The 22589-nt window shown below is 70.6% G+C and carries 21 protein-coding genes; 20 read left to right on the top strand and 1 reads right to left on the bottom strand.

Features of this window, described 5'->3' with window-relative positions:
* The first annotated feature begins 10 nt into the window (after positions 1-10).
* From ABD736_RS02025 to ABD736_RS02015, 3 genes are read left to right on the top strand one after another with little or no spacing between them, the layout of a single operon-like run.
* Positions 11-2008: a primosomal protein N' family DNA-binding protein gene (locus ABD736_RS02025; protein WP_344790070.1), complete on the top strand. Its 1998-nt coding sequence runs from the start codon at positions 11-13 to the stop codon at positions 2006-2008.
* 33 nt (positions 2009-2041) lie between these two features.
* On the top strand, positions 2042-2962 hold the full coding sequence (gene fmt, locus ABD736_RS02020; RefSeq protein WP_344792189.1) for a methionyl-tRNA formyltransferase: 921 nt from the start codon (positions 2042-2044) through the stop codon (positions 2960-2962).
* A complete protein-coding gene (locus ABD736_RS02015) occupies positions 2959-4341 on the top strand; it encodes an RsmB/NOP family class I SAM-dependent RNA methyltransferase (RefSeq protein WP_344790069.1) in 1383 nt (460 codons plus the stop codon). Before fmt ends, ABD736_RS02015 begins: the two co-directional genes overlap by 4 nt.
* A 91-nt stretch (positions 4342-4432) precedes the next feature.
* On the opposite strand, the gene ABD736_RS02010 is transcribed toward ABD736_RS02015, so the two are convergent.
* The gene (locus ABD736_RS02010; protein ID WP_344790068.1) at positions 4433-4921 is read right to left on the bottom strand and encodes a DUF2087 domain-containing protein; all 489 of its coding nucleotides are present in this window, start codon (positions 4919-4921) and stop codon (positions 4433-4435) included.
* A 35-nt stretch (positions 4922-4956) separates the two neighbouring features.
* On the opposite strand from ABD736_RS02010, the gene rpe reads away from it, so the two are divergent.
* The 17 genes from rpe (at position 4957) to ABD736_RS01925 (ending at position 22588) form a co-directional block, all read left to right on the top strand.
* Entirely contained in the window at positions 4957-5622 is a 666-nt protein-coding gene (rpe, locus tag ABD736_RS02005) for a ribulose-phosphate 3-epimerase (RefSeq protein ID WP_344790067.1), read from the top strand.
* A 12-nt stretch (positions 5623-5634) separates the two neighbouring features.
* Positions 5635-5898, top strand: a complete 264-nt coding sequence (locus tag ABD736_RS02000) for a phosphoribosyl-ATP diphosphatase (protein WP_344790066.1) — start codon at positions 5635-5637, stop codon at positions 5896-5898.
* 48 nt (positions 5899-5946) lie between these two features.
* On the top strand, positions 5947-6786 hold the full coding sequence (hisG, locus tag ABD736_RS01995; RefSeq protein WP_344790065.1) for an ATP phosphoribosyltransferase: 840 nt from the start codon (positions 5947-5949) through the stop codon (positions 6784-6786).
* Positions 6787-6798: 12 nt separating this feature from the next.
* A complete protein-coding gene (gene hisF, locus ABD736_RS01990; protein ID WP_344790064.1) occupies positions 6799-7563 on the top strand; it encodes an imidazole glycerol phosphate synthase subunit HisF in 765 nt (254 codons plus the stop codon).
* Positions 7560-7946 carry a phosphoribosyl-AMP cyclohydrolase gene (gene hisI, locus ABD736_RS01985; protein ID WP_344790063.1) on the top strand — a complete coding sequence of 129 codons (387 nt, stop codon included), beginning with the start codon at positions 7560-7562 and terminating at the stop codon, positions 7944-7946. The genes hisF and hisI overlap by 4 nt, the downstream gene beginning before the upstream one ends.
* The gene (locus ABD736_RS01980) at positions 7943-9487 is read left to right on the top strand and encodes an anthranilate synthase component I (protein ID WP_344790062.1); all 1545 of its coding nucleotides are present in this window, start codon (positions 7943-7945) and stop codon (positions 9485-9487) included. The genes hisI and ABD736_RS01980 overlap by 4 nt, the downstream gene beginning before the upstream one ends.
* Positions 9484-10125 carry a Trp biosynthesis-associated membrane protein gene (locus tag ABD736_RS01975; RefSeq protein ID WP_344790061.1) on the top strand — a complete coding sequence of 214 codons (642 nt, stop codon included), beginning with the start codon at positions 9484-9486 and terminating at the stop codon, positions 10123-10125. The genes ABD736_RS01980 and ABD736_RS01975 overlap by 4 nt, the downstream gene beginning before the upstream one ends.
* 36 nt (positions 10126-10161) lie before the next feature.
* Positions 10162-10410: an HGxxPAAW family protein gene (locus tag ABD736_RS01970; protein WP_344790060.1), complete on the top strand. Its 249-nt coding sequence runs from the start codon at positions 10162-10164 to the stop codon at positions 10408-10410.
* 5 nt (positions 10411-10415) lie between these two features.
* Complete coding sequence (gene trpC / locus ABD736_RS01965) at positions 10416-11189, top strand: indole-3-glycerol phosphate synthase TrpC (protein ID WP_344792188.1); 774 nt, start codon at positions 10416-10418, stop codon at positions 11187-11189.
* A 31-nt stretch (positions 11190-11220) separates the two neighbouring features.
* Positions 11221-12435 carry a tryptophan synthase subunit beta gene (trpB, locus tag ABD736_RS01960; RefSeq protein WP_344790059.1) on the top strand — a complete coding sequence of 405 codons (1215 nt, stop codon included), beginning with the start codon at positions 11221-11223 and terminating at the stop codon, positions 12433-12435.
* Complete coding sequence (gene trpA / locus ABD736_RS01955) at positions 12432-13232, top strand: tryptophan synthase subunit alpha (protein WP_344790058.1); 801 nt, start codon at positions 12432-12434, stop codon at positions 13230-13232. The genes trpB and trpA overlap by 4 nt, the downstream gene beginning before the upstream one ends.
* Positions 13233-13307: 75 nt before the next feature.
* Positions 13308-14042, top strand: coding sequence for a VOC family protein (locus ABD736_RS01950; protein WP_344790057.1), 735 nt, complete (start codon positions 13308-13310; stop codon positions 14040-14042).
* Positions 14043-14048: 6 nt separating this feature from the next.
* Entirely contained in the window at positions 14049-14540 is a 492-nt protein-coding gene (locus tag ABD736_RS01945) for a DUF1990 domain-containing protein (protein ID WP_344790056.1), read from the top strand.
* Positions 14537-15241: a class I SAM-dependent methyltransferase gene (locus tag ABD736_RS01940; RefSeq protein WP_344790055.1), complete on the top strand. Its 705-nt coding sequence runs from the start codon at positions 14537-14539 to the stop codon at positions 15239-15241. Before ABD736_RS01945 ends, ABD736_RS01940 begins: the two co-directional genes overlap by 4 nt.
* Positions 15242-15450: 209 nt before the next feature.
* Positions 15451-16437, top strand: a complete 987-nt coding sequence (gene lgt, locus ABD736_RS01935; RefSeq protein ID WP_425555018.1) for a prolipoprotein diacylglyceryl transferase — start codon at positions 15451-15453, stop codon at positions 16435-16437.
* A 123-nt stretch (positions 16438-16560) separates the two neighbouring features.
* Positions 16561-21138 (top strand): glutamate synthase large subunit, encoded by a 4578-nt coding sequence (gltB, locus tag ABD736_RS01930; protein ID WP_344790053.1) that lies wholly within the window; start codon positions 16561-16563, stop codon positions 21136-21138.
* On the top strand, positions 21131-22588 hold the full coding sequence (locus ABD736_RS01925; protein ID WP_344790052.1) for a glutamate synthase subunit beta: 1458 nt from the start codon (positions 21131-21133) through the stop codon (positions 22586-22588). The genes gltB and ABD736_RS01925 overlap by 8 nt, the downstream gene beginning before the upstream one ends.
* The last annotated feature ends 1 nt before the right edge of the window (position 22589 follow it).

Below are 22589 nucleotides of genomic sequence, written 5' to 3'. Positions count from 1 at the left end.
GGGGCGCACGGTGGCCTCCGTCGCGAGGGTGCTGATCGACACGCCGCTGCCACAGCTCGACCGGCTGTTCGACTACGCGATTCCGCCCGCGCTCGCCGACCAGGCCGTCCCCGGCGTGCGGGTGACGGCCCCGCTGCGCGTCGAGGGTCGGCTGGCCGACGGGCTGGTCGTCGAGGTCGGCGACACGAGCGACTTCGACGGCGCCCTCGCGCCACTCGAGACCGTGGTGTCGCCGGCGCGTGTGCTCGCGCCCGAGGTGTGGGCCCTGGCACGACGCATCGCCGACCGCCAGGCCGGCAGCGCGAACGATGTGCTGCGGCTCGCCATTCCCCGGCGATCGGTGGCCGTCGAGCGGAAGTGGCTGGAGCGCGGAGCGCCGGGTGAGGCGCCGCGGGCGAGGTATCCGATCGCGGGCTACGAAGCCGGCGTGATCGAGTCGGCCGTCGACGACGCGGGAAGGCTCGCCCTGCGCTCGCTGCCCGGAGTGGCCGAACTCGGCGACGGCACCTGGGTCGGCCGCTGGGCCGTGACGCTCGCCCAGGCCGCGGTGCGCGCCGTGGCCGGCGGGCGCAGTGCGATCCTGGCGGTGCCCGACTACCGCGACCAGGAGCAGCTCGAAGCTGTGCTGCACACCCTCGTTCCAGAAGGGGTGGTCGCCTCGCTCGACGCGCGGCGCACGAACGCGCAGCGCTACGCAGCTTTCCTCGCGTGCCTCGACCACCCCGACGAGAAGCGGCACGTTCCGCGCATCATCGTGGGCAATCGCTCGGTCGTCTATGCGCCCGCGGCCGAGCTGGGGCTCATCGCGCTGTACGACGACGGCGACCCGCTGTTCGCCGAGCCGCTCGCGCCGTACGCGCACGCGCGCGACGTCGCCCTAGTGCGCCAGCAGCAGCAAGGCGGCGCCCTCGTGTTCGCCGGCCACACCCGGTCGGTCGAGGTGCAGCGCCTCGTGGAGCTCGGCTATCTGAGAGACGTCGGGCCCGTGCCGCTCGTGACGCCGAAGGTCGTGCCGACAGCCGCTCAGCAGCGCGAGACCGGCCCCGACGGCGGCCGGGTGCCATCCGCCGCGTTCCGCACCGCGACCGAGGCGCTGCAGGCGGGGCCGGTGCTCGTCCAAGTCGCGCGGCCGGGCTACGTGTCGTTGCTCGCCTGCCGCCGCTGCGGCCAGGCCGCCCGGTGCACGAACTGCGCCGGTCCGCTGCAGCTCGCGTCCTCGCACGCCGTGCCCAGCTGCGCCTGGTGCGGCCGACTCGCGGGGGACTGGTCGTGCTCAGAGTGCAACAACACGACGTACCGCATGGTGACCCGCGGCTCCGGCCGCACCGCCGAGGAGCTCGGTCGCGCGTTTCCCGGCACCAGGGTCATCGTGAGCGACGGCGAGCGGCCGCTGACGCAGGTCTCGGGCGAGCCGCGCACCCTCGTCGTCGCGACGCGGGGCGCCGAGCCGATCGCGGCGGGCGGGTATGCGGCGGTGATCCTGCTCGATGGCGAGCGGATGCTTCAGCGCGAGAGCCTGCACGTCGGCGACGACTGCCTGCGCTGGTGGTCGAATGCGGCCGCCCTCGCCGCACCCGGCGCCTCGACCGTGCTCGTCGGCGTGGGCGGCCCGCTCGCCCAGGCGCTGACTCTGTGGCAGCAACACAGCTACGCGTCGGCGCAACTGCTTGATCGGCGAGCGCTCGGTTTCCCTCCGGCGCTGCGGGTGGCATCCGTGACCGGCAAGCCAGCATCCGTCCAGGCCGCGCTCGAGGCGCTCGAGAACGTGCCCATCCGCGACGTGCTCGGTCCCGCTGCGGTGCCCGCCGATGGCCCGCGCTCGCTCGACGACGGATCGGTGCGCGCCGTGGTGCGCTTCGACTACGCCCACGGCGACGAGGTCGCCTCGGCGCTGCGCGGCGCGATCGTGCGGCAGGCGACCGGCGGCCGCAGACCGCCGGCGGGGCGCCGTCGGGGGCGCCCGGCTCCTACACTGAGAGTCAAGCTGGACGACCCCGAGATCCTCTAGGAACAGCAGCACATGCCCTCCGTCGCACCTTCCCTGCGCATCGTCTTCGCAGGCACCCCGGCCGTCGCCGTGCCGACCCTCGACGCCCTCGCGGAGAGCCGCCACGAGCTGGTCGGCGCCGTCACCCGCGCCGACGCGCCTCTCGGCCGCAAGCGCACGCTGACGCCGTCTCCCGTGGCCACGCGCGCCGCCGAACTGGCCGTGCCGGTCATCAAGGCGAACCGTCTGCGCGATGACGAGACCGAGGCGGTTCGGGCGCTCGCCCCGGACCTCGGCGTGATCGTCGCCTACGGCGGGCTGCTGCGCGCCCCGATGCTCGCGGTGCCGCGGCTCGGCTGGATCAACCTGCACTTCTCGCTGCTGCCGCGCTGGCGAGGCGCCGCCCCCGTGCAGCGGGCCGTCATGGCCGGGGACACCGAGACCGGCTCCGCGGTGTTCCAGCTGGTCGAAGAACTCGACGCCGGCGACGTGTTCTCGCTCGAGCGCCGGCCGATCGGCCCGGACGAGACTGCGGGGCAGGTGCTCGAAGCACTCTCCTTCTCAGGCGCCGCGCAACTGGCATCCGTCGTCGATGCAATCGCGGCAGGCGAAGCCGTCGCGGCTCCTCAGCAGGGCGAGCCCACGCTGGCCGCCAAGCTCACGCTCGATGACGCGCGGCTCGCACTGACGGATGCCGGCGACGCGGTCTACGCGCGACTGCGCGGCGTCTCGCCCGAGCCGGGTGCGTTCGTGGTGCTCGGCGGCGAGCGGTTCAAGATCCACGCGGCGCGTCTCGCGAAGGGCGCCGACCGGCTCGCGCCCGGCGCGTTCGGGTCGCGCGGTGGCCGGGTCTACCTCGGCACCGCGACGCACCCCCTCGAGCTGCTGATCGTGCAGCCGGCGGGGAAGAAGGCGATGGCTGCCGCCGACTGGTGGCGTGGCCTGCAGAATCCGGAAGGGATGGTCGCGGAATGAACGACGCCGCCCATACGCCGAACCCGCGGCGCATCGCCTACGACGTGCTTGCGGCGGTGCGCGAATCGGATGCCTATGCCAATCTGCTGCTGCCCGTGCGGCTCGAGCGCTCCGGCATGTCGAGCGCCGATGCGGGGCTCGCCACCGAGCTGACCTACGGCACGCTGCGCATGCAGGGGTACTACGACGCGGTGATCCGCATCGCGGCGCACCGCGAGATCGACCAGATCGAGCCGGCGGTGCGCGATGTGCTGCGCCTCGGTGCGCACCAGTTGCTGTCAATGAGGGTGCCGTCGCATGCCGCCGTCAATGAGACCGTGCGGGTGGCGGCGCAGGCGATCGGCCGCGGCCGCGTCGGCTTCGTCAACGGGGTCCTTCGCGGCATCGCCCGCACCAAGCCCGACAAGTGGCGCGAGCGGGTGCTCGCCGATGCGACGACACCCGACGACGCGATCGCCGCGCTCGGCTCGCACCCGGTCTGGATCGTACGCGCGCTGCGGCAGTCGCTCGCGGCCGAGCGTCGGCACGACGTTGATGTCGCGGCTGAACTCGAGGCGCTGCTTGCGGCCGATAACGCAGCACCGCGGGTGAACCTGGTCGCGCTTCCCGGCGGCGGCACAGTGCCAGAGGGCGCTGAGCCGAATCCCTATTCGCCGTATGGGTTCACGCTGCCCGGCGACCCGTTCCGGCTCGTGCGCGAGTCGGAAGGCTGGGTGCGCGTGCAGGACGAGGGCTCGCAGCTCGCCGCCCTCGCACTGGTCGCGGCGCGGCCCGTGCGAGCCGGGGAGCGCTGGCTCGACCTGTGCGCGGGCCCGGGCGGGAAGGCGGCGCTGCTCGGCGCCGAGGCGCGCCGTGCCGGCGCGACCCTCGTCGCCAATGAGGTCGTGGCCGCACGGGCGGGCCTGGTGCGCAACGCGGTCGCGCCGCTGGGGGATGCCGTCGAGGTGGTCGAGGGCGACGGCCGAGGCATCCCGACCGAGCACGCGGGGGAGTTCGACCGCGTGCTGCTCGACGCACCGTGCACCGGCCTCGGCGCGCTGCGGCGGCGACCCGAATCGCGGTGGCGCAAGCAGCCACGCGACGTCGCGGAACTCGAGCGCCTGCAGTCCTCACTGCTCGACGCGGCAGTCGAGACGCTGCGGCCGGGCGGCATCCTTGCCTACGTCACCTGTTCGCCGCACCTCGGCGAGACGCGCATCGCCGTCGCCGAGGCGCTCAAGCGCCACCCGGGCGAGCTCGAAGAGCTGCCGACCCAGGAGATCCTGCAGGGCGCGGTGAAGACGCCGCTCGACCTGTCGGGCGACCCGGCGCAGGTGCAGCTGTGGCCCCATCGTCACAACACCGACGCGATGTTCATCGCCCTGCTGCAGAAGGCGTAGGCACGCCGCGCTCCACGGCCGTCGCGCCGCGCCGTGCCGAACTGCCGTCAATGCCGCAGCACGACGACATCACGGCACTTCTCGGCGACGGTCACTCCTCCGCGAGCGCGTAGGACGACCCCGAGCGGGTGCGCACCAGCAGGCCGAAGTCGACCAGGTAGCGCCGCAGCACGGCGACGTCGTCGTGGAACGATGCGAGGCGCTCGTTGACCTCGCGCTCATCGAGCACCTCGCCCGAACGGAACGCGCGCCCCGCGATCAGAGCGAGAAGCTCCCCACGCTCGGTCTGCGACGCCGGGTAGCGGTCGATGCGGCCGCCGCGCAGGAACCGCTCGGGCCCGGTCGGCTGGGGCGCCACCGGCGCGGCCGCGAGCACCTCGGCGAAGACCGCAGAGCGGGGCGCGGATGCCTCGTCGATGAGCCCCGCGCCGCGTAACCCGTCGAGCACGCGGCGCCGACGCGCGGGGGAGAGGCCGGCCGTGGCATCCGTCTCACCTGCGCCGCAAACGAGCCGCGCCCACGTGAGCCGCATGTCGGGGTTCGCCAGTGCCGCGACGACGCGTCGCCATTCCTCAGCCATGCCCTCACGGTAGCCCGCGCCAATAGGCTGAACTCATGGCCGCGCGCATCAATCCGAGCATCCTGTCCGCCGACTTCGCGAACATGCAGCACGACCTCGAGCGCATCGCGACAGCCGACTACGTGCACGTCGACGTGATGGACAACCACTTCGTGCCGAACCTCACCTTCGGGCCGCAGATGGTCGAGCGGGTGCAGGCGACGAGCCCGGTTCCGCTCGACGTGCACCTGATGATCGAGGACCCCGACCGCTGGGCACCGCAGTATGCCGAGATCGGATGCTTCAGCGTGACCTTCCACGCAGAGGCAGCCACCGCGCCCATCACCCTCGCGCGCACCCTGCGCAAGCTCGGCGCCCGGGCAGGCGTCGCGCTGAGCCCCAAGACCGACGTCGGCGCCTACCTCGATCTGCTGCCCGAGTTCGACCAGGTACTGGTCATGACCGTCGAGCCGGGCTTCGGCGGCCAGTCGTTCCTGCCGCACGTGATGCCGAAGCTCACGCAGCTGCGTGAGGCGGCGACCCGCCTCGGCACGGATGTCTGGCTGCAGGTCGACGGCGGCATCTCGACCGAGACGATCGCGACCGCGGCGCAGGCGGGGGCCGACACCTTCGTCGCCGGCTCGAGCGTGTTCGGCGCCGATGACGCGGCAGAGGCGATCGCGGCGCTGCGGGCGGCGGCGTCGGCCCACGTGCACGCCTAGTAGCCTGGTCTCGTGAAGACCTTCGACGACCTTTTCGCCGAGCTCAGCGAGAAGGCCCAGTCCCGCCCTGAGGGCTCCCGCACGGTCGCAGAGATCGACGCCGGAATCCATCAGATCGGGAAGAAGATCGTCGAAGAGGCCGCCGAGGTGTGGATGGCCGCCGAGTACCAGAGCGACGACGAGTTCGCCGAAGAGGCGAGCCAGCTGCTCTACCACCTGCAGGTCGCGCTGATCGCGAAGGGCCTCACCCTCGAGGACGTCTACCGACATCTGTGATCGGATGCCTCGCCCAGACGACCACCTCGACCCCGAAAGCCCTCACCCATGCTCAGAATCGCCGTGCCCAACAAGGGCGCCCTGTCGGAGACCGCCGCCGAGTACCTGAAGGAAGCCGGCTACAACGGCCGCCGCGACCCCAAGGAACTGATCGTCGCCGACCCCAAGAACGACGTCGAGTTCTTCTACCTGCGCCCGCGCGACATCGCGACGTACGTCGGCTCCGGCGCCCTCGACGTCGGCATCACCGGCCGCGACCTGCTCATCGACTCGGGCTCGAACGCCCACGAGGACGAGCCGCTCGGCTTCGCCGCCTCGACCTTCCGCTTTGCAGGCCCCGCCGGGAAGTTCCGCGAACTCGACGACCTGCGCGGCAAGCGCGTCGCCACGAGCTACACCGGTCTGGTCGGGGGATTCCTCGCCGAGGCGGGCATCGACGTCGATCTCGTGAAGCTCGACGGCGCGGTCGAATCGGCCGTGCGCCTCGGCGTCGCCGACGCGATCGCCGACGTGGTCGAGACCGGAACGACCCTGCGCAAGCAGGGCCTCGAGATCTTCGGCCCCGTCATCCTCGAGTCAGAGGCCGTGCTGATCGCCGGGCCGAACCCGGCCCCTGGGCTCGACACGCTGCACCGCCGGCTCGAAGGCGTCATGGTCGCCCGCCGCTACGTGCTCATGGACTACGACCTGCCGAGCGAGCTCATCGAGCAGGCCACCGCGATCGCGGCCGGCATGGAGTCGCCGACGATCTCGCCGCTGCGCGACCCGGCCTGGGTCGCCGTGCGCGTCATGATCCCGCGTGACGAGATCAACCACATCATGGACGCGCTCTACGAGCTCGGGGCCCGCGCCATCCTCGTCACGCCGATCCACGCGGCACGGCTCTAGGGGAGCGATCAGATGAGCGTCGCAGTCCGCGTCATCCCGTGCCTCGACGTGGCAGACGGCCGCGTCGTCAAGGGCGTCAACTTCCTGAACCTGGCGGATGCCGGTGATCCGGTCGAGCTCGCGAAGCGGTACTACGAGCAGGGCGCCGACGAGGTCACCTTCCTCGACGTCACCGCCACGGTCGAGGGCCGCGCCACGACCTACGACATGGTGCGCCGCACCGCTGAGCAGGTCTTCGTTCCGCTCACCGTCGGCGGGGGCGTGCGCGCCGCGGACGACGTCGCCAAGCTGCTCGCGCACGGTGCCGACAAGGTGGGTGTCAACTCGGCCGCGATCGCGCGCCCCGCGCTCATCGGCGAGATCGCCGACCGCTTCGGCGCGCAGGTGCTCGTGCTGTCGCTCGATGTGAAGCGCAGCCCGCGCACGCCGTCCGGCTTCGTCGTGACCACGCACGGCGGCCGCACCGAGACCGATCTTGACGCCCTCGCCTGGGCGAAAGAGGCGATCGAGCGCGGGGCGGGCGAGCTGCTCGTGAACTCGATCGACGCCGACGGCACGAAGGCGGGGTACGACCTCGAGCTCACGCACGCCATGCGCGAGCTGTCGAAGGTGCCGGTCATCGCGAGCGGCGGCGCCGGGAAGCTCGCCGATTTCGTGCCGGCGATCCAGGCCGGCGCAGACGCCGTGCTCGCAGCCTCCGTGTTCCACTACGGCGAGCTGACCATCGGCGACGTCAAGGGCGAGCTGCGCGCCGCCGGGCTGGAGGTCCGATCATGACCGAGAACATCAACACCACGGCGCCCGACGTCGACGCGATCCTCAGCAGGGTGCGCTTCGGCGCCGACGGCCTGTTCCCCGCGATCATCCAGCAGCACGACACCCGCGAGGTGCTCATGCTCGGCTGGATGGATGCGGAGGCGCTGCGCCGCACCCTCACCGAGGGCCGCGTCACCTTCTGGTCGCGCTCACGGCAGGAGTACTGGCGAAAGGGCGACACCAGCGGCCACGTGCAGTACGTGCACCAGGCCGCCCTCGACTGCGACGGCGATACCCTGCTCGTCGAGGTCGACCAGATCGGAGCCGCGTGCCACACCGGCGACCGCACCTGCTTCGACGCCGACGTGCTGAACCCGGTCGAAGGGTCGGCGACAGCCCAGTGACGACGACTTCGCGCGAGGCGTTCGACGCGCTGCTGCCCGGCCACCGGGTCGTGCCGGTCGTTCGTGAGCTCTTCGCCGACGGCGAGACTCCCGTCGGCATCTATCGCAAGCTCGCGGCGGGCCGCCCGGGCACCTTCCTGCTCGAGTCCGCCGAGCAGGGCGGCATCTGGTCGCGCTATTCCTTCGTCGGCGCGAACGCCTTCGGGGTGCTGACTCAGGAAGGCGACCGTGCGACCTGGCAGAGTGGCGGCCTCTCTGCAGAGCGCGCGCTGGGGCAGGCATCCGTCGATCTCACGGCCACGCCGCTCGACGTGCTCGCCGCGCTCTACGCGCGCTGGCAGACGCCGCGCATCGACGGCCTGCCGCCGCTCACCGGCGGCCTCGTCGGCTTCATCGGGTGGGAGGCCGTGCGGCAGCTCGAGCGCCTGCCGAACCAGCCGCCGGCTGACTTCGACGTGCCCGGGCTCGCCTTCAGCTTCGTCGCCGACCTGGTCGTCGTCGATCACCGCACGGGTGTCGTGCAGCTGATCGCGAACGCACTGAACGATGGCGAGGCGGATGCCGGCGAGCTCTGGCACGACGCACAGGAGCGGCTCGACGCCCTGCAGTCGCAGCTGGCGCAACCGCTCGAGGCGCAGCTCGCGGTCGTCGACCTCGGCGTAGAGCCGAACCCCGAGAACCGCACGTCGCGCGACGAGTACCTTGCCGCGGTCGAGCGCTCGAAGGACTACATCACGGCGGGCGACGTCTTCCAGGTCGTCATCTCGCAGCGCTTCCAGCAGCCGGTGACGGCCGACCCTGTCGACGTCTATCGCGTGCTGCGCAGCCTGAACCCGAGCCCGTACATGTACCTGCTGCAGCTAGAGACGCCGGAAGGCGAGCCGTACACCGTCGTCGGCTCGAGCCCCGAGGCGCTCGTCAAGGTCGAGGGCGGCCGCGCCTACTCGCACCCCATCGCCGGCAGCCGCCCGCGCGGCGCGACGCCCGAGAGCGATGCCGATCTTGAATCCAACCTCATCGCCGACCCGAAGGAGCGCGCCGAGCACCTGATGCTCGTCGACCTCGCCCGCAACGACCTCGCGAAGGTGTGCCGCGCGGGCTCGGTCGAGGTGACCGAGTTCATGCGGGTCGAGCGGTTCAGCCACATCATGCACCTGGTCTCGAGCGTCGAAGGGGACGTCAAGCCGGATGCCTCGGCCGTCGACGTCTTCCGCGCGACCTTCCCGGCCGGCACGCTCTCTGGCGCCCCGAAGCCGCGAGCGCTCGAGATCATCGACGAACTCGAGCCGGCCCAGCGCGGCGTCTACGGGGGAGTGGTCGGCTACTTCGGCTTCGCCGGCGACGCCGACCTCGCGATCGCCATTCGCACCGCGACCCTCATCGGCGGCATGGCCTACGTGCAGGCCGGCGCGGGCCTCGTGGCCGACTCCGACCCCGTCAGCGAGTACGAGGAGTGCCGAAACAAGGCCGCCGCGCCGTTGCGCGCCGTCGCGGTCGCCAACGCCATGAAGCGGGTCTCTGCCTCTGGAGTCGAGCAGTGACCGGCGGGCGCCTCAAGCTGATCACGATCGCAGTGGTGCTGGTGGGCGCCATCCTCGGCCTCGCCGGGGCGACGCAGACCTGGTTCACCGTGACGCTGACGAAGGCCTCAGGTCACCCGGCGCCGATCACGGTGAGCGGGTCGGATGCCTCGCCCGCACTCACCGCGCTGTCGCTGGCCGCCCTCGCCCTCGCTCTCGCCTTCGCGATCGCCGGGCGGGTCGCCCGCATCATCGTCGGCATCATCGGCGTGATCCTCGGGGCGTGCATCGTCTTCGCGGCGGCGGGCGACCCGAAGAACTCGGCCGGGGTGCGCGCGGCGATCTCGAAGGCGACCGGGATCACGGGCAACGCCTCGGTGCACCGCCTGACCGATCACGTCAGCGCCAGCGCGTGGCCGACGCTCGCGATCGTCGCCGGGGTGCTGGTCGCGCTGGCCTCTCTCGCGGCGCTCGTCACGGGCGGCCGGTGGCCCGGAGGGTCGCGGCGCTACCAGGCGGTGCACTTCGAAGAGGCCGTCGGCCAGGCATCCCCCGCGCCGAGAAAATCCACGCGCACGCAGCCGGAAGCCCGCCCCGGGGACGACGCCGTCGACGACTGGGACGAGCTGACCCGCGGCGACGACCCCACGGCCGACTAGCTAGACTTTCACCAGAAGCTCGAGACCAGGAGAGACATGAGCGGCACGACCAACGCGCACGAACACGAGGAACTCGGCGAAGGCCACTCGCCGGCCGCGTGGACGGCGGTGATCATCATGCTGCTGGGCTTCGTGCTGGGCACGCTGTTCTTCTGGTTCGACCAGCCGATCCTCGTCGCCGTCGTGGGCGGCGGCCTGGTGGTCGTCGGACTCATCGTCGGCTGGGTGCTCAAGAAGGCCGGCTACGGCGTGGGCGGGGAGAAGTACCAGCCCAAGGGTCACTAGTGTCGATCCTCGCCGACCTCACCGCCGGCTCGGTCGCCGACGCGAACGCCCGCAAAGAGCACCGCTCGAAGGCGGCCGTCGAGAAGGCGGCGCTCGAGCAGGCGCCTGCACTCGATGCGCTCGAGGTGCTCGCGCCCGCCGACCGCGTCAAGATCATCGCCGAGGTGAAGCGCGCGAGCCCGTCGCGCGGCCACCTCTCCGAGATCCCCGACCCTGCGCAGCTCGCCGTGACCTACGAGACCGGCGGCGCCAGCGCGATCTCGGTGCTCACCGAGGAGCGCAAGTTCAAGGGCTCGCTCGCCGACCTCGAGGCGGTGCGCTCTGCCGTCAGCATCCCGGTGCTGCGGAAGGACTTCATCGCCACCGAGTACCAGGTGTTCGAGGCGCGCGCCGCGGGCGCCGACCTCGTGCTGCTGATCGTCGCGGCTCTCGACCAGAAGAAGCTCGCGAGCCTGCACCAGCTGGTGCGCGAGCTCGGCATGACCGCACTCGTCGAGACCCACTCCGAAGACGAGATCGACCGCGCCCTCGAAGTCGGCGCGCAGCTCGTCGGCGTGAATGCGCGCGACCTCACGAATTTCGAGCTCGACAAGGACCTGTTCGGCCGGGTTGCCGACCGGATTCCTGCCGGGGTCGTCCGCGTCGCGGAATCCGCAGTGCTCAAGCGGAAAGACGTCGCGCGCTACCGCGAGGCCGGCGCCGACGTGGTGCTGGTGGGCGAGGCGCTCGTCACCGACGGCGACCCGATCCGCACGCTCGAGAAGTTCCTCTCGGTCTGACTCCGTCAGGCCCTCTCTGTTGGGAGAACCCATGACCCTCCGCGAAGTCGCCGGGCCTGATTTCGGCGCGTTCGGCGGGCGCTTCATGCCCGAGTCGCTGATCGCCGCTCTCGACGAGCTGACCGAGGCGTGGCACGCGTCGCAGAAGGACCCGGGGTTCGCCGCGGAGCTCGCCGAGCTGCACCGCACGTACTCCGGCCGCCCCTCGATCATCACCGAGGTGCCGCGCTTCGCCGAGCATGCGGGCGGCGCGCGGGTCATCCTCAAGCGCGAGGACCTGAACCACACCGGCAGCCACAAGATCAACAACGTGCTCGGCCAGGCGCTGCTCGTGAAGCGGATGCTGGGCAAGACCCGCCTCATCGCCGAGACGGGCGCCGGCCAGCACGGCGTCGCCACCGCGACCGCAGCGGCCCTGTTCGGCATGGAGTGCACCATCTACATGGGCGAGGTCGACACCGAGCGGCAGGCGCTCAACGTCGCCCGCATGCGTCTGCTGGGCGCCGAGGTCGTTCCGGTGAAGACCGGCTCGCGAACCTTGAAGGATGCCATCAACGAGGCGTTCCGCGACTGGGTGGCCAACGTCGAGACGACGCACTACCTGCTCGGCACGGTCGCCGGCCCGCACCCGTTCCCGACCATGGTGCGCGACTTCCACAAGATCATCGGCGAAGAGGCGCGCGCCCAGGTGCTCGAGCTCACCGGCCGCCTTCCCGACGCGGTCGCGGCGTGCGTCGGCGGCGGCTCGAACGCCATCGGCATCTTCCACGCCTTCCTCGACGACCCCGACGTGAAGCTCTTCGGCTTCGAGCCCGGCGGTTACGGAATCGAATCGGGCAAGCACGGCGCGACGCTCGAAGAGGGCCGCCCCGGCATCCTGCACGGGAACAAGACCTACGTCCTGCAGGACGAAGACGGCCAGACCCTCGAGTCGCACTCGATCTCGGCCGGCCTCGACTACCCGGGCGTCGGGCCAGAGCACGCCTGGCTCAAGGATCTCGGCCGCGCCGAGTACCGCAACATCACCGACGACGAGGCGATGCAGGCGTTCCGGCTGCTGTGCCGCACCGAGGGAATCATTCCCGCGATCGAGTCGGCGCACGCCCTCGCGGGCGCGCTGAAGCTCGGTCAGGAGCTCGGGCCCGACGCGCTGATCCTCGTGAACCTGTCGGGGCGCGGCGACAAAGACGTGGCGACCGCCGGGAAGTACTTCGGGGTTCTGGACGAAGGGGCTGGCCAGGCATGAGCGACACCACGACGTCATCCCCGGTCGCGCAGGCGGTCGCCGATGCTCGCGCGTCACGCAAGGGCGCGCTGGTCGGCTATCTGCCGATCGGATTCCCCGACCTGACGACCTCGATCGACGCGGCGGTCGCGCTCGTCGAGTCGGGTGTCGACATCCTCGAGCTCGGCCTGCCGTACTCCGACCCCGTGATGGACGGAACGGTCATCCAGGCGGCGGCGCAGCAGTCGCTGACGAACGGCTTCAAGATCCCGCACCTCTTCGAGGCGATCCGGCAGATCCGCGCGCAGGTCTCGGCGCCCGCGCTCGTGATGACCTACTGGAACCCGGTGCTGCAGTTCGGCGTCGAGCGCTTCGCCGACGAGCTGGCCGCGGCGGGCGGTGCGGGGCTGATCACACCTGACATCACTCCCGACTCGGCATCCGACTGGATCGCCGCCAGCGATCGCACCGGGCTCGACCGCGTCTTCCTCGCCGCGCCCACGTCGACCGACGAGCGCCTGCGTCAGGCGACGGAGGCCTCGCGGGGCTTCGTGTACGCCGTCTCGACCATGGGGGTCACCGGCGCTCGGGCGTCCGTCGACGAGGCCGCGCGTGGCCTCGTCGGCCGCCTGCGCACCGCGGGCGCCGACTCGGTCTGCGTCGGCATCGGAATCTCGACGGGCGAGCAGGTCAGCGAGGTGCTGTCGTACGCCGACGGTGCGATCGTGGGTGCGATGCTGGTGAAGTCGCTGGCCGACGGGGGAGTGGCGGGCGTGCGCGCCGCCGCATCGTCTCTCGCCGCCGGCACCGCGCGCTGAGTCGGGCGCTGAGCCGGGCGCTTCTGCGCCGATAGACTCCCCTCGCTGATTTCAAGGGCGAGAGAGGGTACCGGGGTGGCGGTTCTGCTGAGGCGTGCGGTCGTGCTGGTCGATGACCAGGATGCCGCGTTGAAGTTCTACACGGAGGCGTTCGGTTGCCGCGTGCTGCACGACGGGGTCGCCGAAGACGGGCAGCGCTTCGTGCACGTCGCTTTCGCGGGCGATGACGGGGGAGTGTGGCTGCTCCGCTCGCAGAGCGCGGAGGGCCTCGCCCGCGTGGGCGCGCAGACCGGCGGCGAGCCGGTCGCCGTGCTCTACACCGACGAGTTCGACCGCACCGTGGCGGCCTGGCGCGAGAACGGCGTCCGCTTCCGGATCGAGCCGACGTATGCCGCCGGCGCCCGGGTATGCCACGTGCTCGACCTCCTCGGCAACGAGTACGTCCTCGTCGAGAAGCAGGCCACCACCCGCGTCGGGACGGCGTTCGTGCCGGTGGCGGACCCCGCCGAGGCCGCGGAGTGGTACGCCAAGACGTTCAGGCTCTCTGCGGTAACCGTGACGCCGTGGTCGGCCGTGCTGGAAGGTGGCCCCGGGGCGACCCTCACGCTAATGGGGCCGCTCAGCGGGATGACCGCGCCCGGCCTCGGCTTCGCCACGCACAACCTCGTCGTCGCCGACCTCGACGCGACCCGAGCCCGGCTCGAGTCCGAGGGACTCTCGCCGACCGCGATCGAGGGCGACCCGGCGATGTGTCTCTTCTTCACACTGCGAGACCCAGACGGCAACATCCTGCTCGTCTGCGACCGCTGACCGCCCGTGAGCACAGCCGGTAGGACGTATCCCGAGCTGGCCGTGTGGCCCGCTGATGCAGGTGGTAGGTATCGGCGTTCCGAGATCTCTGCCGTCGTCGGCGACGGCGACAGCGCCTGGAAGCGCTGCCGGGACGCGCTGCTGCACTGGGGCGTCAAGACGCGCAGCGGCTTTCGTGTCAACTCTGCCGAGGCCGTGCGCCCCGGCACGCGGCTGACGATCACGGCGGGCGCTCTCGGCATCACGGTGCGCGAGCCGATCGAGGTCGTGCGGGTCGTGGACGAACCCGATCGAGTCGGCTTCTCGTACCGCACACTCCCGGGGCACCCAGTCGACGGCGAGGAGGCGTTCATTCTCGAGCGCTCCGCCGCAGGCATCCGTCTCATCGTCCGCTCGCTGACGCGCCCCGCCCCGAGCGGCGCCTGGCGCGTGCTCTTCCCCCTGTTGCTCATCGCGCAAACGATCGCCCACCGCCGCTATCTGCGAGCGCTTCGGTGAGCGAGGCAGCTGACTTCGACGCGGCACGGGCGGAGACCGTGCGCTATCACCGTGAGTTCTATGCGAGTGCCGATATCGGGACTCCGGGTTCGTGGCTCGCGAAGCCGCATCGGCTGGTTCTCGACGCGCTCGATCTCGTCGACCAGACGCGGCCGGTCATCGCCTATGACCTCGGTGCAGGCGTTGGTCGACACACGATCCCGATTGTCGAGCGTGTGCACAGTGGATCAACCGTCATCGCCGTGGATCTGCTGCCCGACGCGCTCGAAAGGCTGAAGTCGCACCTTCCGGCTTCTCCGCAGATCGAGGTGCAGACCGTCGCCGCCGATCTCGCGGACTATCAGTTCGACGAACCAGCCGATCTGGTTGTCGCCTTCTCAGCGATCGAGCACTTGCCTGACCTGGATACCATCGCCGCTCTTCTGGCGCGCATCGCCCGGGCGACTGCGCCTGGCGGTGTTGTTGCGATCGGCATCATCGGCGACAGACGCGAAGTCACCACGGACGGAGAGGAGCGACCGGCACTTCTCGAGAGCGGGATCACGAGCGATCAGGCATCGGCGCTCCTCAGCGGGGCGTTCACGGACTTCACCGTCATGCAGCAGTGGTCTGCGCCGGCGACGGTCAAGGAAAGGCGAGACGGTCAGGAGTACGTACTGACCTCGACGCTCGTGACGTTCCTTGCGCAGCGCCCCGCCTGAAGCATCCGTGGTTCGCCCCATCGAGGTGTTCCGAAGCGGGGGAATCAGCGCGCAAAGGCCCGTTTCGGCACACCTCGATGGGTGAGCACGCCGGCTCGCGAGGCGTCCGCCACCGCGTCCCGGCGTGAAGCACATAAGCTCGCCCCCTAGACTTCTCCCGGCCCCGCACCCCATCGGGGCGACTCCCCACGGAAGGCACCATCACCTTGCTGGAAGCGCTTGTCTCGAGCATCCCGAGCCCCACGGCCGCATGGCAGTCGTGGAAGATCGGACCCCTGACGATCCACCTCTACGCGCTGCTGATCCTGGCCGGCATCATCGTCGCCGCCTGGTGGACCCACGTGCGTCTGACGAAGCGCGGCGGCGAGCCCGGTGTGGTGCTCGATGTCGTGCTGTGGACGGTTCCGCTGGGCATCATCGGGGCGCGGTTCTACCACGTGTTCACGCACCCCCACGACTACTTCTACTCGGGCGCGAACCTCTGGAACGTGTTCGCCATCTGGGACGGCGGCAACGCGATCTTCGGCTCGCTGATCGGTGGCGCCGTCGGCCTTTGGCTCGCCTGCGCGCTGCCCAAGCACAAGCTGCGCTTCTGGTCGTTCGCCGACGCGCTCGTGCCCGGCCTGCTGCTCGCGCAGGCGGTCGGCCGCCTCGGCAACTACGTCAACAACGAGCTCTTCGGCCTGCCGACCAAGATGCCGTGGGGTCTGCAGATCTCGAGCGACAACAAGGCGTTCCCCGCCGGCCTGCCGAGCGGCACGCTGTTCCACCCGCTGTTCCTCTACGAGATCATCTGGAACCTCGTCGGCATCGCCGTGCTGCTGCTCATCGAGCGCAAGTACAAGCCGCGCTGGGGCATCTTCTTCGGCATGTACCTGATCTGGTACGGCGTCGGCCGCAGCTGGCTCGAGTCGATTCGCATCGACCCGAGCGAGTTCAGCTTCCTCGGCATCCCCACGAACGTCTGGGCCGCGTTCGGCGCGATCGTCCTCGGCATCGTGATCATCGCCGTGCAGAGCCACCGGCACCACGGCGCCGAGCCGAGCGTGTACCGCCGCGGCTACGAGTGGACGCCGGGCGAGAGCGCCGACCGCAACCGGGCAGGAGAGGGCGACCAGACCGGCCAGAGCGATGTCGTAGACTCGAACGAGCCCGTGCAGGGCGACGCCGAGGCCACAAGCCGCTCCGGCTCATAGAAATGCACTGTCGGCAAGGCACCCGCACCACTTAGACCGACTCCTCGTAGGGCCGAAGGCGTCCCCACCAGTCACTTTTCCCCATTCACGTGAGGACGGTTGAGAATGGCGCCTATGCAGCCCATGTCTTCCCAGGTCAGCGCTGTCTCGCGGTTCAGCACCATTCCCGCAGCACAGGGCATGTACGACCCGCGCTCAGAGAAGGACGCGTGCGGTCTCGCCATGGTCGCGACTCTGCGCGGCACGGCCGGTCACGACATCATCGACAACGCGCTCAACGCGCTGCGCCACCTCGAGCACCGCGGTGCCGTCGGCTCCGACGCGGGCACCGGTGACGGCGCCGGAATCATCACGCAGATCCCCGACGCGTTCCTGCGCGCCGTCGCGCCGTTCGAGCTGCCGGCGCTCGGCCAATACGCCGTCGGCAACGCGTTCCTTCCGATCGAGGAGGACGACCGCGCCACCGTCAAGGCCGCCGTCGAGAAGATCGCCGCGGAGGAGCAGCTGACCGTGCTCGGCTGGCGCGAGGTTCCCACGCGCCCCGAGGAGATCGGCAACCTGGCGCGCGGCGCCATGCCGGCGATCGAGCAGCTGTATGTCACGGCGGCGCACCCCGCCGACGACGGCTCGCCTCGCACCGGCATCCAGGTCGACCGCCTCTCGTTCCGCCTGCGCAAGCGCGCAGAACGCGAACTCGGCACCTACTTCGCGTCGCTCTCGGCGCGCACGCTCGTCTACAAGGGCATGGTCACCACGCTCCAGCTCGAGCCGTTCTACCCCGACCTCTCCGACGAGCGCTTCGCCTCGAAGCTGGCGCTCGTCCACTCGCGCTACTCGACCAACACCTTCCCGTCGTGGCCGCTCGCGCAGCCGTTCCGCATGATCGCGCACAACGGCGAGATCAACACGGTGCAGGGCAACCGCAACTGGATGCGTGCGCGCCAGTCGCAGCTCGAGTCGGAGCTGCTCGGCGACCTGCGCCCCCTGTTCCCGATCGTCACCGAGGGTGCGAGCGACTCGGCGAGCTTCGACGAAGTGCTCGAGCTGCTCAACCTCGCGGGCCGCTCGCTGCCGCACGCCGTCATGATGATGGTGCCCGAGGCCTGGGAGAACGCCACCGAGATCGACCCCGCCCGGAAGGCGTTCTACGAGTACCACTCGGCGCTCATGGAGCCGTGGGACGGGCCGGCCGCCCTCGTGTTCACCGACGGCGCGCTCGTCGGCGGCACGCTGGACCGCAACGGCCTGCGCCCCGCCCGCTACCTCGTCACGGACGACGGCCTGATCGTGCTCGGCAGCGAGACCGGCGTGCTCGACATCGACCCGGCGAAGGTCGTGCGCAAGGGCCGCCTGCGCCCCGGCCGCATGTTCCTCGTCGACACCGAGGCCGGCCGCATCATCGAGGACGACGAGATCAAGGCATCCCTCGCCGCCGCCGAGCCCTACGAGAAGTGGCTCGAGAACTCGATCAATCTCGCCGACCTGCCCGAGCGCGAGCACATCGTGCACACGCCCGCCTCCGTCCGGCGCCGCCAGCGCACCTTCGGCTACACCGAGGAAGAGGTCCGCATCCTGCTGACCCCGATGGCGAAGAACGGCGCGGAGCCGCTCGGCGCCATGGGCTCCGACACGCCGGTCGCCGTGCTCTCGAAGCGCCCGCGCCTGCTCTTCGACTACTTCACGCAGCAGTTCGCGCAGGTCACCAACCCGCCGCTCGACTCGATCCGCGAAGAGGTCGTCACCTCGATGCGCCTCGGCCTCGGCCCCGAGCGCAACCTGCTCACCGCCACGCCCGAGCACGCCCGCCAGGTGGTCCTCGACTTCCCGGTCATCAACAACGACGAGCTCGCGAAGATCCAGCACATCGACCCGCGCCCGGGCTCGAGCCTCACCACGGTGATCAAGGGCCTGTATCGACCGGATGCCGGTGAGAAGGCGCTCGAGGAGCGCCTCGCCGCGATGTGCGACGAGGTCGACGAGGCGATCGAGCGCGGCGCGGCCTTCATCGTGCTGTCCGACCGCGACTCGAACAAGGACTTCGCTCCGATTCCGTCGCTGCTCATGCTCGCGGCGGTGCACCATCACCTGATCCGCACCGAGAACCGCATGCGCGTCGGCATCGTCGTCGAGGCGGGCGACGTGCGCGAGGTGCACCACGTGGCGCTCCTCGTCGGCTACGGCGCCTCCGCGGTGAATCCGTATCTCGCCATGGAGACGGTCGAAGAGCTCGTCAACGCCGGCATGATCACGGGCATCACCGTCGAGAAGGCCGTCTACAACCTGATCAAGGCGCTCGGCAAGGGCGTGCTGAAGATCATGTCGAAGATGGGCATCTCGACCGTGGGGTCCTACGCGGGCGCCCAGGCGTTCGAGGCCGTCGGCCTCTCGCAGGAGCTCGTCGACAAGTACTTCACCGGCACCGTCAGCAAGCTCGGCGGCGTCGGCATCGACGTGATCGCTGCAGAGAACCTGAGCCGCCACCGCCAGGCCTACCCCGAAGAGAGCGCCGTGCGCGTGCACGAGCGCCTCAACACCGGCGGCGAGTACCAGTGGCGCCGCGACGGCAGCCCGCATCTGTTCAACCCCGAGACGGTCTTCCGCCTGCAGCACTCGACGCGCACGCGCCGCTACGACATCTTCCGCGACTACACCAAGCTCGTCGACGACCAGGCCGAGCAGCTCATGACGCTGCGCGGCATGTTCAAGTTCAAGCACGGCGTGCGGCCGCCGGTGCCGCTCGACGAGGTCGAGTCGGTGGCCTCGATCGTGAAGCGCTTCTCGACGGGTGCGATGAGCTACGGCTCGATCTCGCGCGAGGCGCACGAGACCCTCGCGATCGCGATGAACCGCCTCGGCGCGAAGTCGAACACCGGTGAGGGCGGCGAAGACAACGAGCGCCTGCTCGACCCGGAGCGCCGCAGCGCGATCAAGCAGGTCGCCTCCGGCCGCTTCGGCGTCACGAGCATGTACCTGACGCACGCCGACGACATCCAGATCAAGCTCGCCCAGGGCGCCAAGCCGGGCGAGGGCGGTCAGCTGATGGCGCAGAAGGTGTACCCGTGGGTCGCCCGCACGCGGCACGCGACGGCCGGCGTCGGCCTGATCTCGCCGCCGCCGCACCACGACATCTACTCGATCGAAGACCTGAAGCAGCTGATCTTCGACCTGAAGCGCTCCAACCCGAAGGCCCGCATCCACACGAAGCTCGTGTCGGAGAACGGCATCGGCGCGGTCGCGGCGGGCGTGGCGAAGGCCCTCTCCGACGTCATCCTGGTCTCCGGCCACGACGGCGGCACGGGTGCGAGCCCGCTGAACTCGCTCAAGCACGCGGGCACGCCGTGGGAGCTCGGCCTCGCCGAGACCCAGCAGACGCTCATGCTGAACGGCATGCGCGACCGCGTGGTGGTGCAGGTCGACGGCCAGCTCAAGACCGGCCGCGACGTCATCATCGGCGCCCTGCTCGGCGCCGAGGAGTTCGGCTTCGCGACGGCCCCGCTCGTCGTCGAAGGCTGCGTCATGATGCGCGTGTGCCACCTCGACACCTGCCCGGTCGGAGTCGCGACGCAGAACCCGGTGCTGCGTGAGCGCTTCACGGGCAAGCCCGAGTTCGTCGTGAACTTCTTCGAGTTCATCGCGCAAGAGGTGCGCGAGTACCTCGCCGAGCTCGGCTTCCGCTCGCTCGACGAGGCGATCGGCCACGCCGAGGTGCTCGACGTCGACCGTGCGATCGACCACTGGAAGGCCTCCGGCCTCGACCTGTCGCCGATCCTGCACGGGCCGGAGTTCTCCGACGACGAGCCGCGCAAGAACGTGCGCCAGCAGGACCACGAGCTCGAGAGGCACTTCGACGTGCAGCTGATCGATGCCGCTGCGGATGCCTTGAACAACGGCACCTCCGTCACGATCGCCCTGCCGATCCGCAACACCGAGCGCGCGGTCGGCACCATGCTGGGGCACGAGGTCACCCTGCGCCACGGCGAGAACGGCCTGCCCTCCGGCACGATCGACATCACGCTCACGGGCTCGGCCGGCCAGTCGTTCGGCGCGTTCCTGCCCGCGGGCATCACGCTGCGCCTGGTCGGCGACTCGAACGACTACGTGGGCAAGGGTCTCTCGGGCGGCCAGATCGTGGTGCGACCGGATGCCTCGGCCGGATTCGCGGCGGAAGAGAACGTCATCGCCGGAAACGTCATCGGCTACGGCGCGACGCAGGGCACGATGTTCATCCGCGGGATCGTGGGGGAGCGCTTCCTCGTGCGCAACTCGGGCGCCACGGCGGTCGTCGAGGGCGTGGGCGACCACGCTCTCGAGTACATGACCGGTGGTCTCGCCGTCATCCTCGGTGAGACCGGCCGCAACCTCGGCGCGGGCATGTCGGGCGGAACCGCCTACGTGTACCAGCTGCACGAGGGCCGGGTGAACCCGCAGTCGCTCGCCTCCGGCGAGCTACGGCTGCTTCCGCTCGAGAGCGTCGACGCCGAGATCCTGCGCGACCTGCTCGAGAAGCACGTGGCCGAGACGGGCTCACCGCTCGCCGCCGCGCTGCTGGCGGACTTCGAGGCGTCCGCCGCCAAGTTCGTGAAGGTGCTGCCCCGCGACTACGCCGCCGTCCTCGAGACGCGGCAGCAGGCGGTCAGCGAAGGGCTCGACCCCGACGGCGACGTCGTCTGGTCAAGGATTTTGGAGGCCACCAATGGCTGACCCGAAGGGCTTTCTGAAGGTCACCGAGCGCGAGCTGCCCAAGCGGCGGCCCGTCTCGGTTCGACTCATGGACTGGAAAGAGGTCTATGAGCAGGGCGACGCGACCCAGCTGCGCCGGCAGGCCGGCCGCTGCATGGACTGCGGCATCCCGTTCTGCCACCGCGGCTGCCCGCTCGGCAACCTGATCCCCGAGTGGAACGACCTCACGTGGCGCGGCGAGGGCCGCCAGGCGCTCGAGCGCCTGCACGCCACCAACAACTTCCCGGAGTTCACGGGCACGCTGTGCCCCGCCCCGTGCGAGTCGTCGTGCGTGCTCGGCATCAACCAGCCGCCTGTGACCATCAAGCAGGTCGAGGTCTCGCTGGCCGACGAGGGCTGGAGCAAGGGCTGGATCGAGCCGCACCCGCCGCAGCGCCTGACCGGCAAGACGGTCGCGGTCGTCGGCTCGGGCCCCGCCGGGCTCGCCGCGGCCCAGCAGCTGACCCGCGCCGGCCACACCGTCGCGGTCTACGAGCGCGACGACCGCATCGGCGGCCTGCTGCGCTACGGCATCCCCGACTTCAAGTTCGAGAAGCGGCGCCTCGACCAGCGCCTCGCGCAGATGACGGCGGAGGGCACGCGCTTCCGCGCGGGCATCGATATCGGCACCGACATCACGTGGAGCGACCTGCGGGCGCGCTACGACGCCGTCGTCGTCGCCACCGGCGCCATGGTGCCGCGCGACCTGCCGATCCCGGGCCGCGACCTGCCCGGCGTCCACTTCGCGATGGAGTACCTCACCCAGCAGAACCGCGCCGGGGCAGGCGACAGCGTCGCGAACCAGATCACCGCAGAGGACAAGCACGTCGTCGTCATCGGCGGCGGCGACACCGGTGCGGACTGCATCGGCACGGCGCACCGTCAGGGCGCGGCATCCGTCACCAACCTCGCCATCGGCGCCCGCCCGCCGCTCGAGCGCGCCGAGCACGAGCCGTGGCCCACCGACCCGCGCCTGTTCGAGGTGTCGAGCGCCCACGAAGAGGGCGGCAAGCGCGAGTTCCTCGCCTCGACCGTCGAGTTCCTGCGCAACGACGCCGGCGAGGTGCGCGCTCTGCGCGTCGCCGAGACCGAGTTCATCGACGGGCGCCGCGTGCCGAAGTCGGGCACCGAGCGCGAGATCCCCGCTGACCTCGTGCTGCTCGCCCTCGGCTTCACCGGCCCGGAGCAGCAGTTCCTCGCCGACCAGCTCGGCCTGCGCTTCGACGGCCGCGGCAACGTGGCGCGCGACGACGACTACGCGACGGCCGAGCCGGGCGTCTTCGTGGCGGGCGACGCCGGCCGCGGTCAGTCGCTCATCGTGTGGGCGATCGCCGAGGGCCGTGCCGCTGCCGCCGCGGTCGACCGCTACCTCGAGGGCGACACGGAGCTGCCCTCGCCTATCAAGGCGACCGAGCGAGGCATTAGCCTGTAAA

The sequence above is a fragment of the Gryllotalpicola daejeonensis genome (assembly GCF_039538145.1).
Classification (GTDB): domain Bacteria; phylum Actinomycetota; class Actinomycetes; order Actinomycetales; family Microbacteriaceae; genus Gryllotalpicola; species Gryllotalpicola daejeonensis.
The sequence above is the reverse complement of the archived record's forward strand: the minus strand, read 5'-3'. Positions and strand labels throughout refer to the sequence as shown.

Excerpts from the sequence above, each read along its gene's own strand:
- trpB (WP_344790059.1), top strand. The coding sequence starts at position 11,221 with ATGACCCTCCGCGAAGTCGCCGGGCCTGATTTCGGCGCGTTCGGCGGG.
- rpe (WP_344790067.1), top strand. The coding sequence starts at position 4,957 with ATGGCCGCGCGCATCAATCCGAGCATCCTGTCCGCCGACTTCGCGAAC.
- ABD736_RS02015 (WP_344790069.1), top strand. The coding sequence starts at position 2,959 with ATGAACGACGCCGCCCATACGCCGAACCCGCGGCGCATCGCCTACGAC.
- hisG (WP_344790065.1), top strand. The coding sequence starts at position 5,947 with ATGCTCAGAATCGCCGTGCCCAACAAGGGCGCCCTGTCGGAGACCGCC.
- ABD736_RS01925 (WP_344790052.1), top strand. The coding sequence starts at position 21,131 with ATGGCTGACCCGAAGGGCTTTCTGAAGGTCACCGAGCGCGAGCTGCCC.
- trpA (WP_344790058.1), top strand. The coding sequence starts at position 12,432 with ATGAGCGACACCACGACGTCATCCCCGGTCGCGCAGGCGGTCGCCGAT.
- gltB (WP_344790053.1), top strand. The coding sequence starts at position 16,561 with ATGTCTTCCCAGGTCAGCGCTGTCTCGCGGTTCAGCACCATTCCCGCA.
- hisI (WP_344790063.1), top strand. The coding sequence starts at position 7,560 with ATGACCGAGAACATCAACACCACGGCGCCCGACGTCGACGCGATCCTC.
- ABD736_RS01970 (WP_344790060.1), top strand. The coding sequence starts at position 10,162 with ATGAGCGGCACGACCAACGCGCACGAACACGAGGAACTCGGCGAAGGC.
- hisF (WP_344790064.1), top strand. The coding sequence starts at position 6,799 with ATGAGCGTCGCAGTCCGCGTCATCCCGTGCCTCGACGTGGCAGACGGC.
- ABD736_RS02010 (WP_344790068.1), bottom strand. The coding sequence starts at position 4,921 with ATGGCTGAGGAATGGCGACGCGTCGTCGCGGCACTGGCGAACCCCGAC.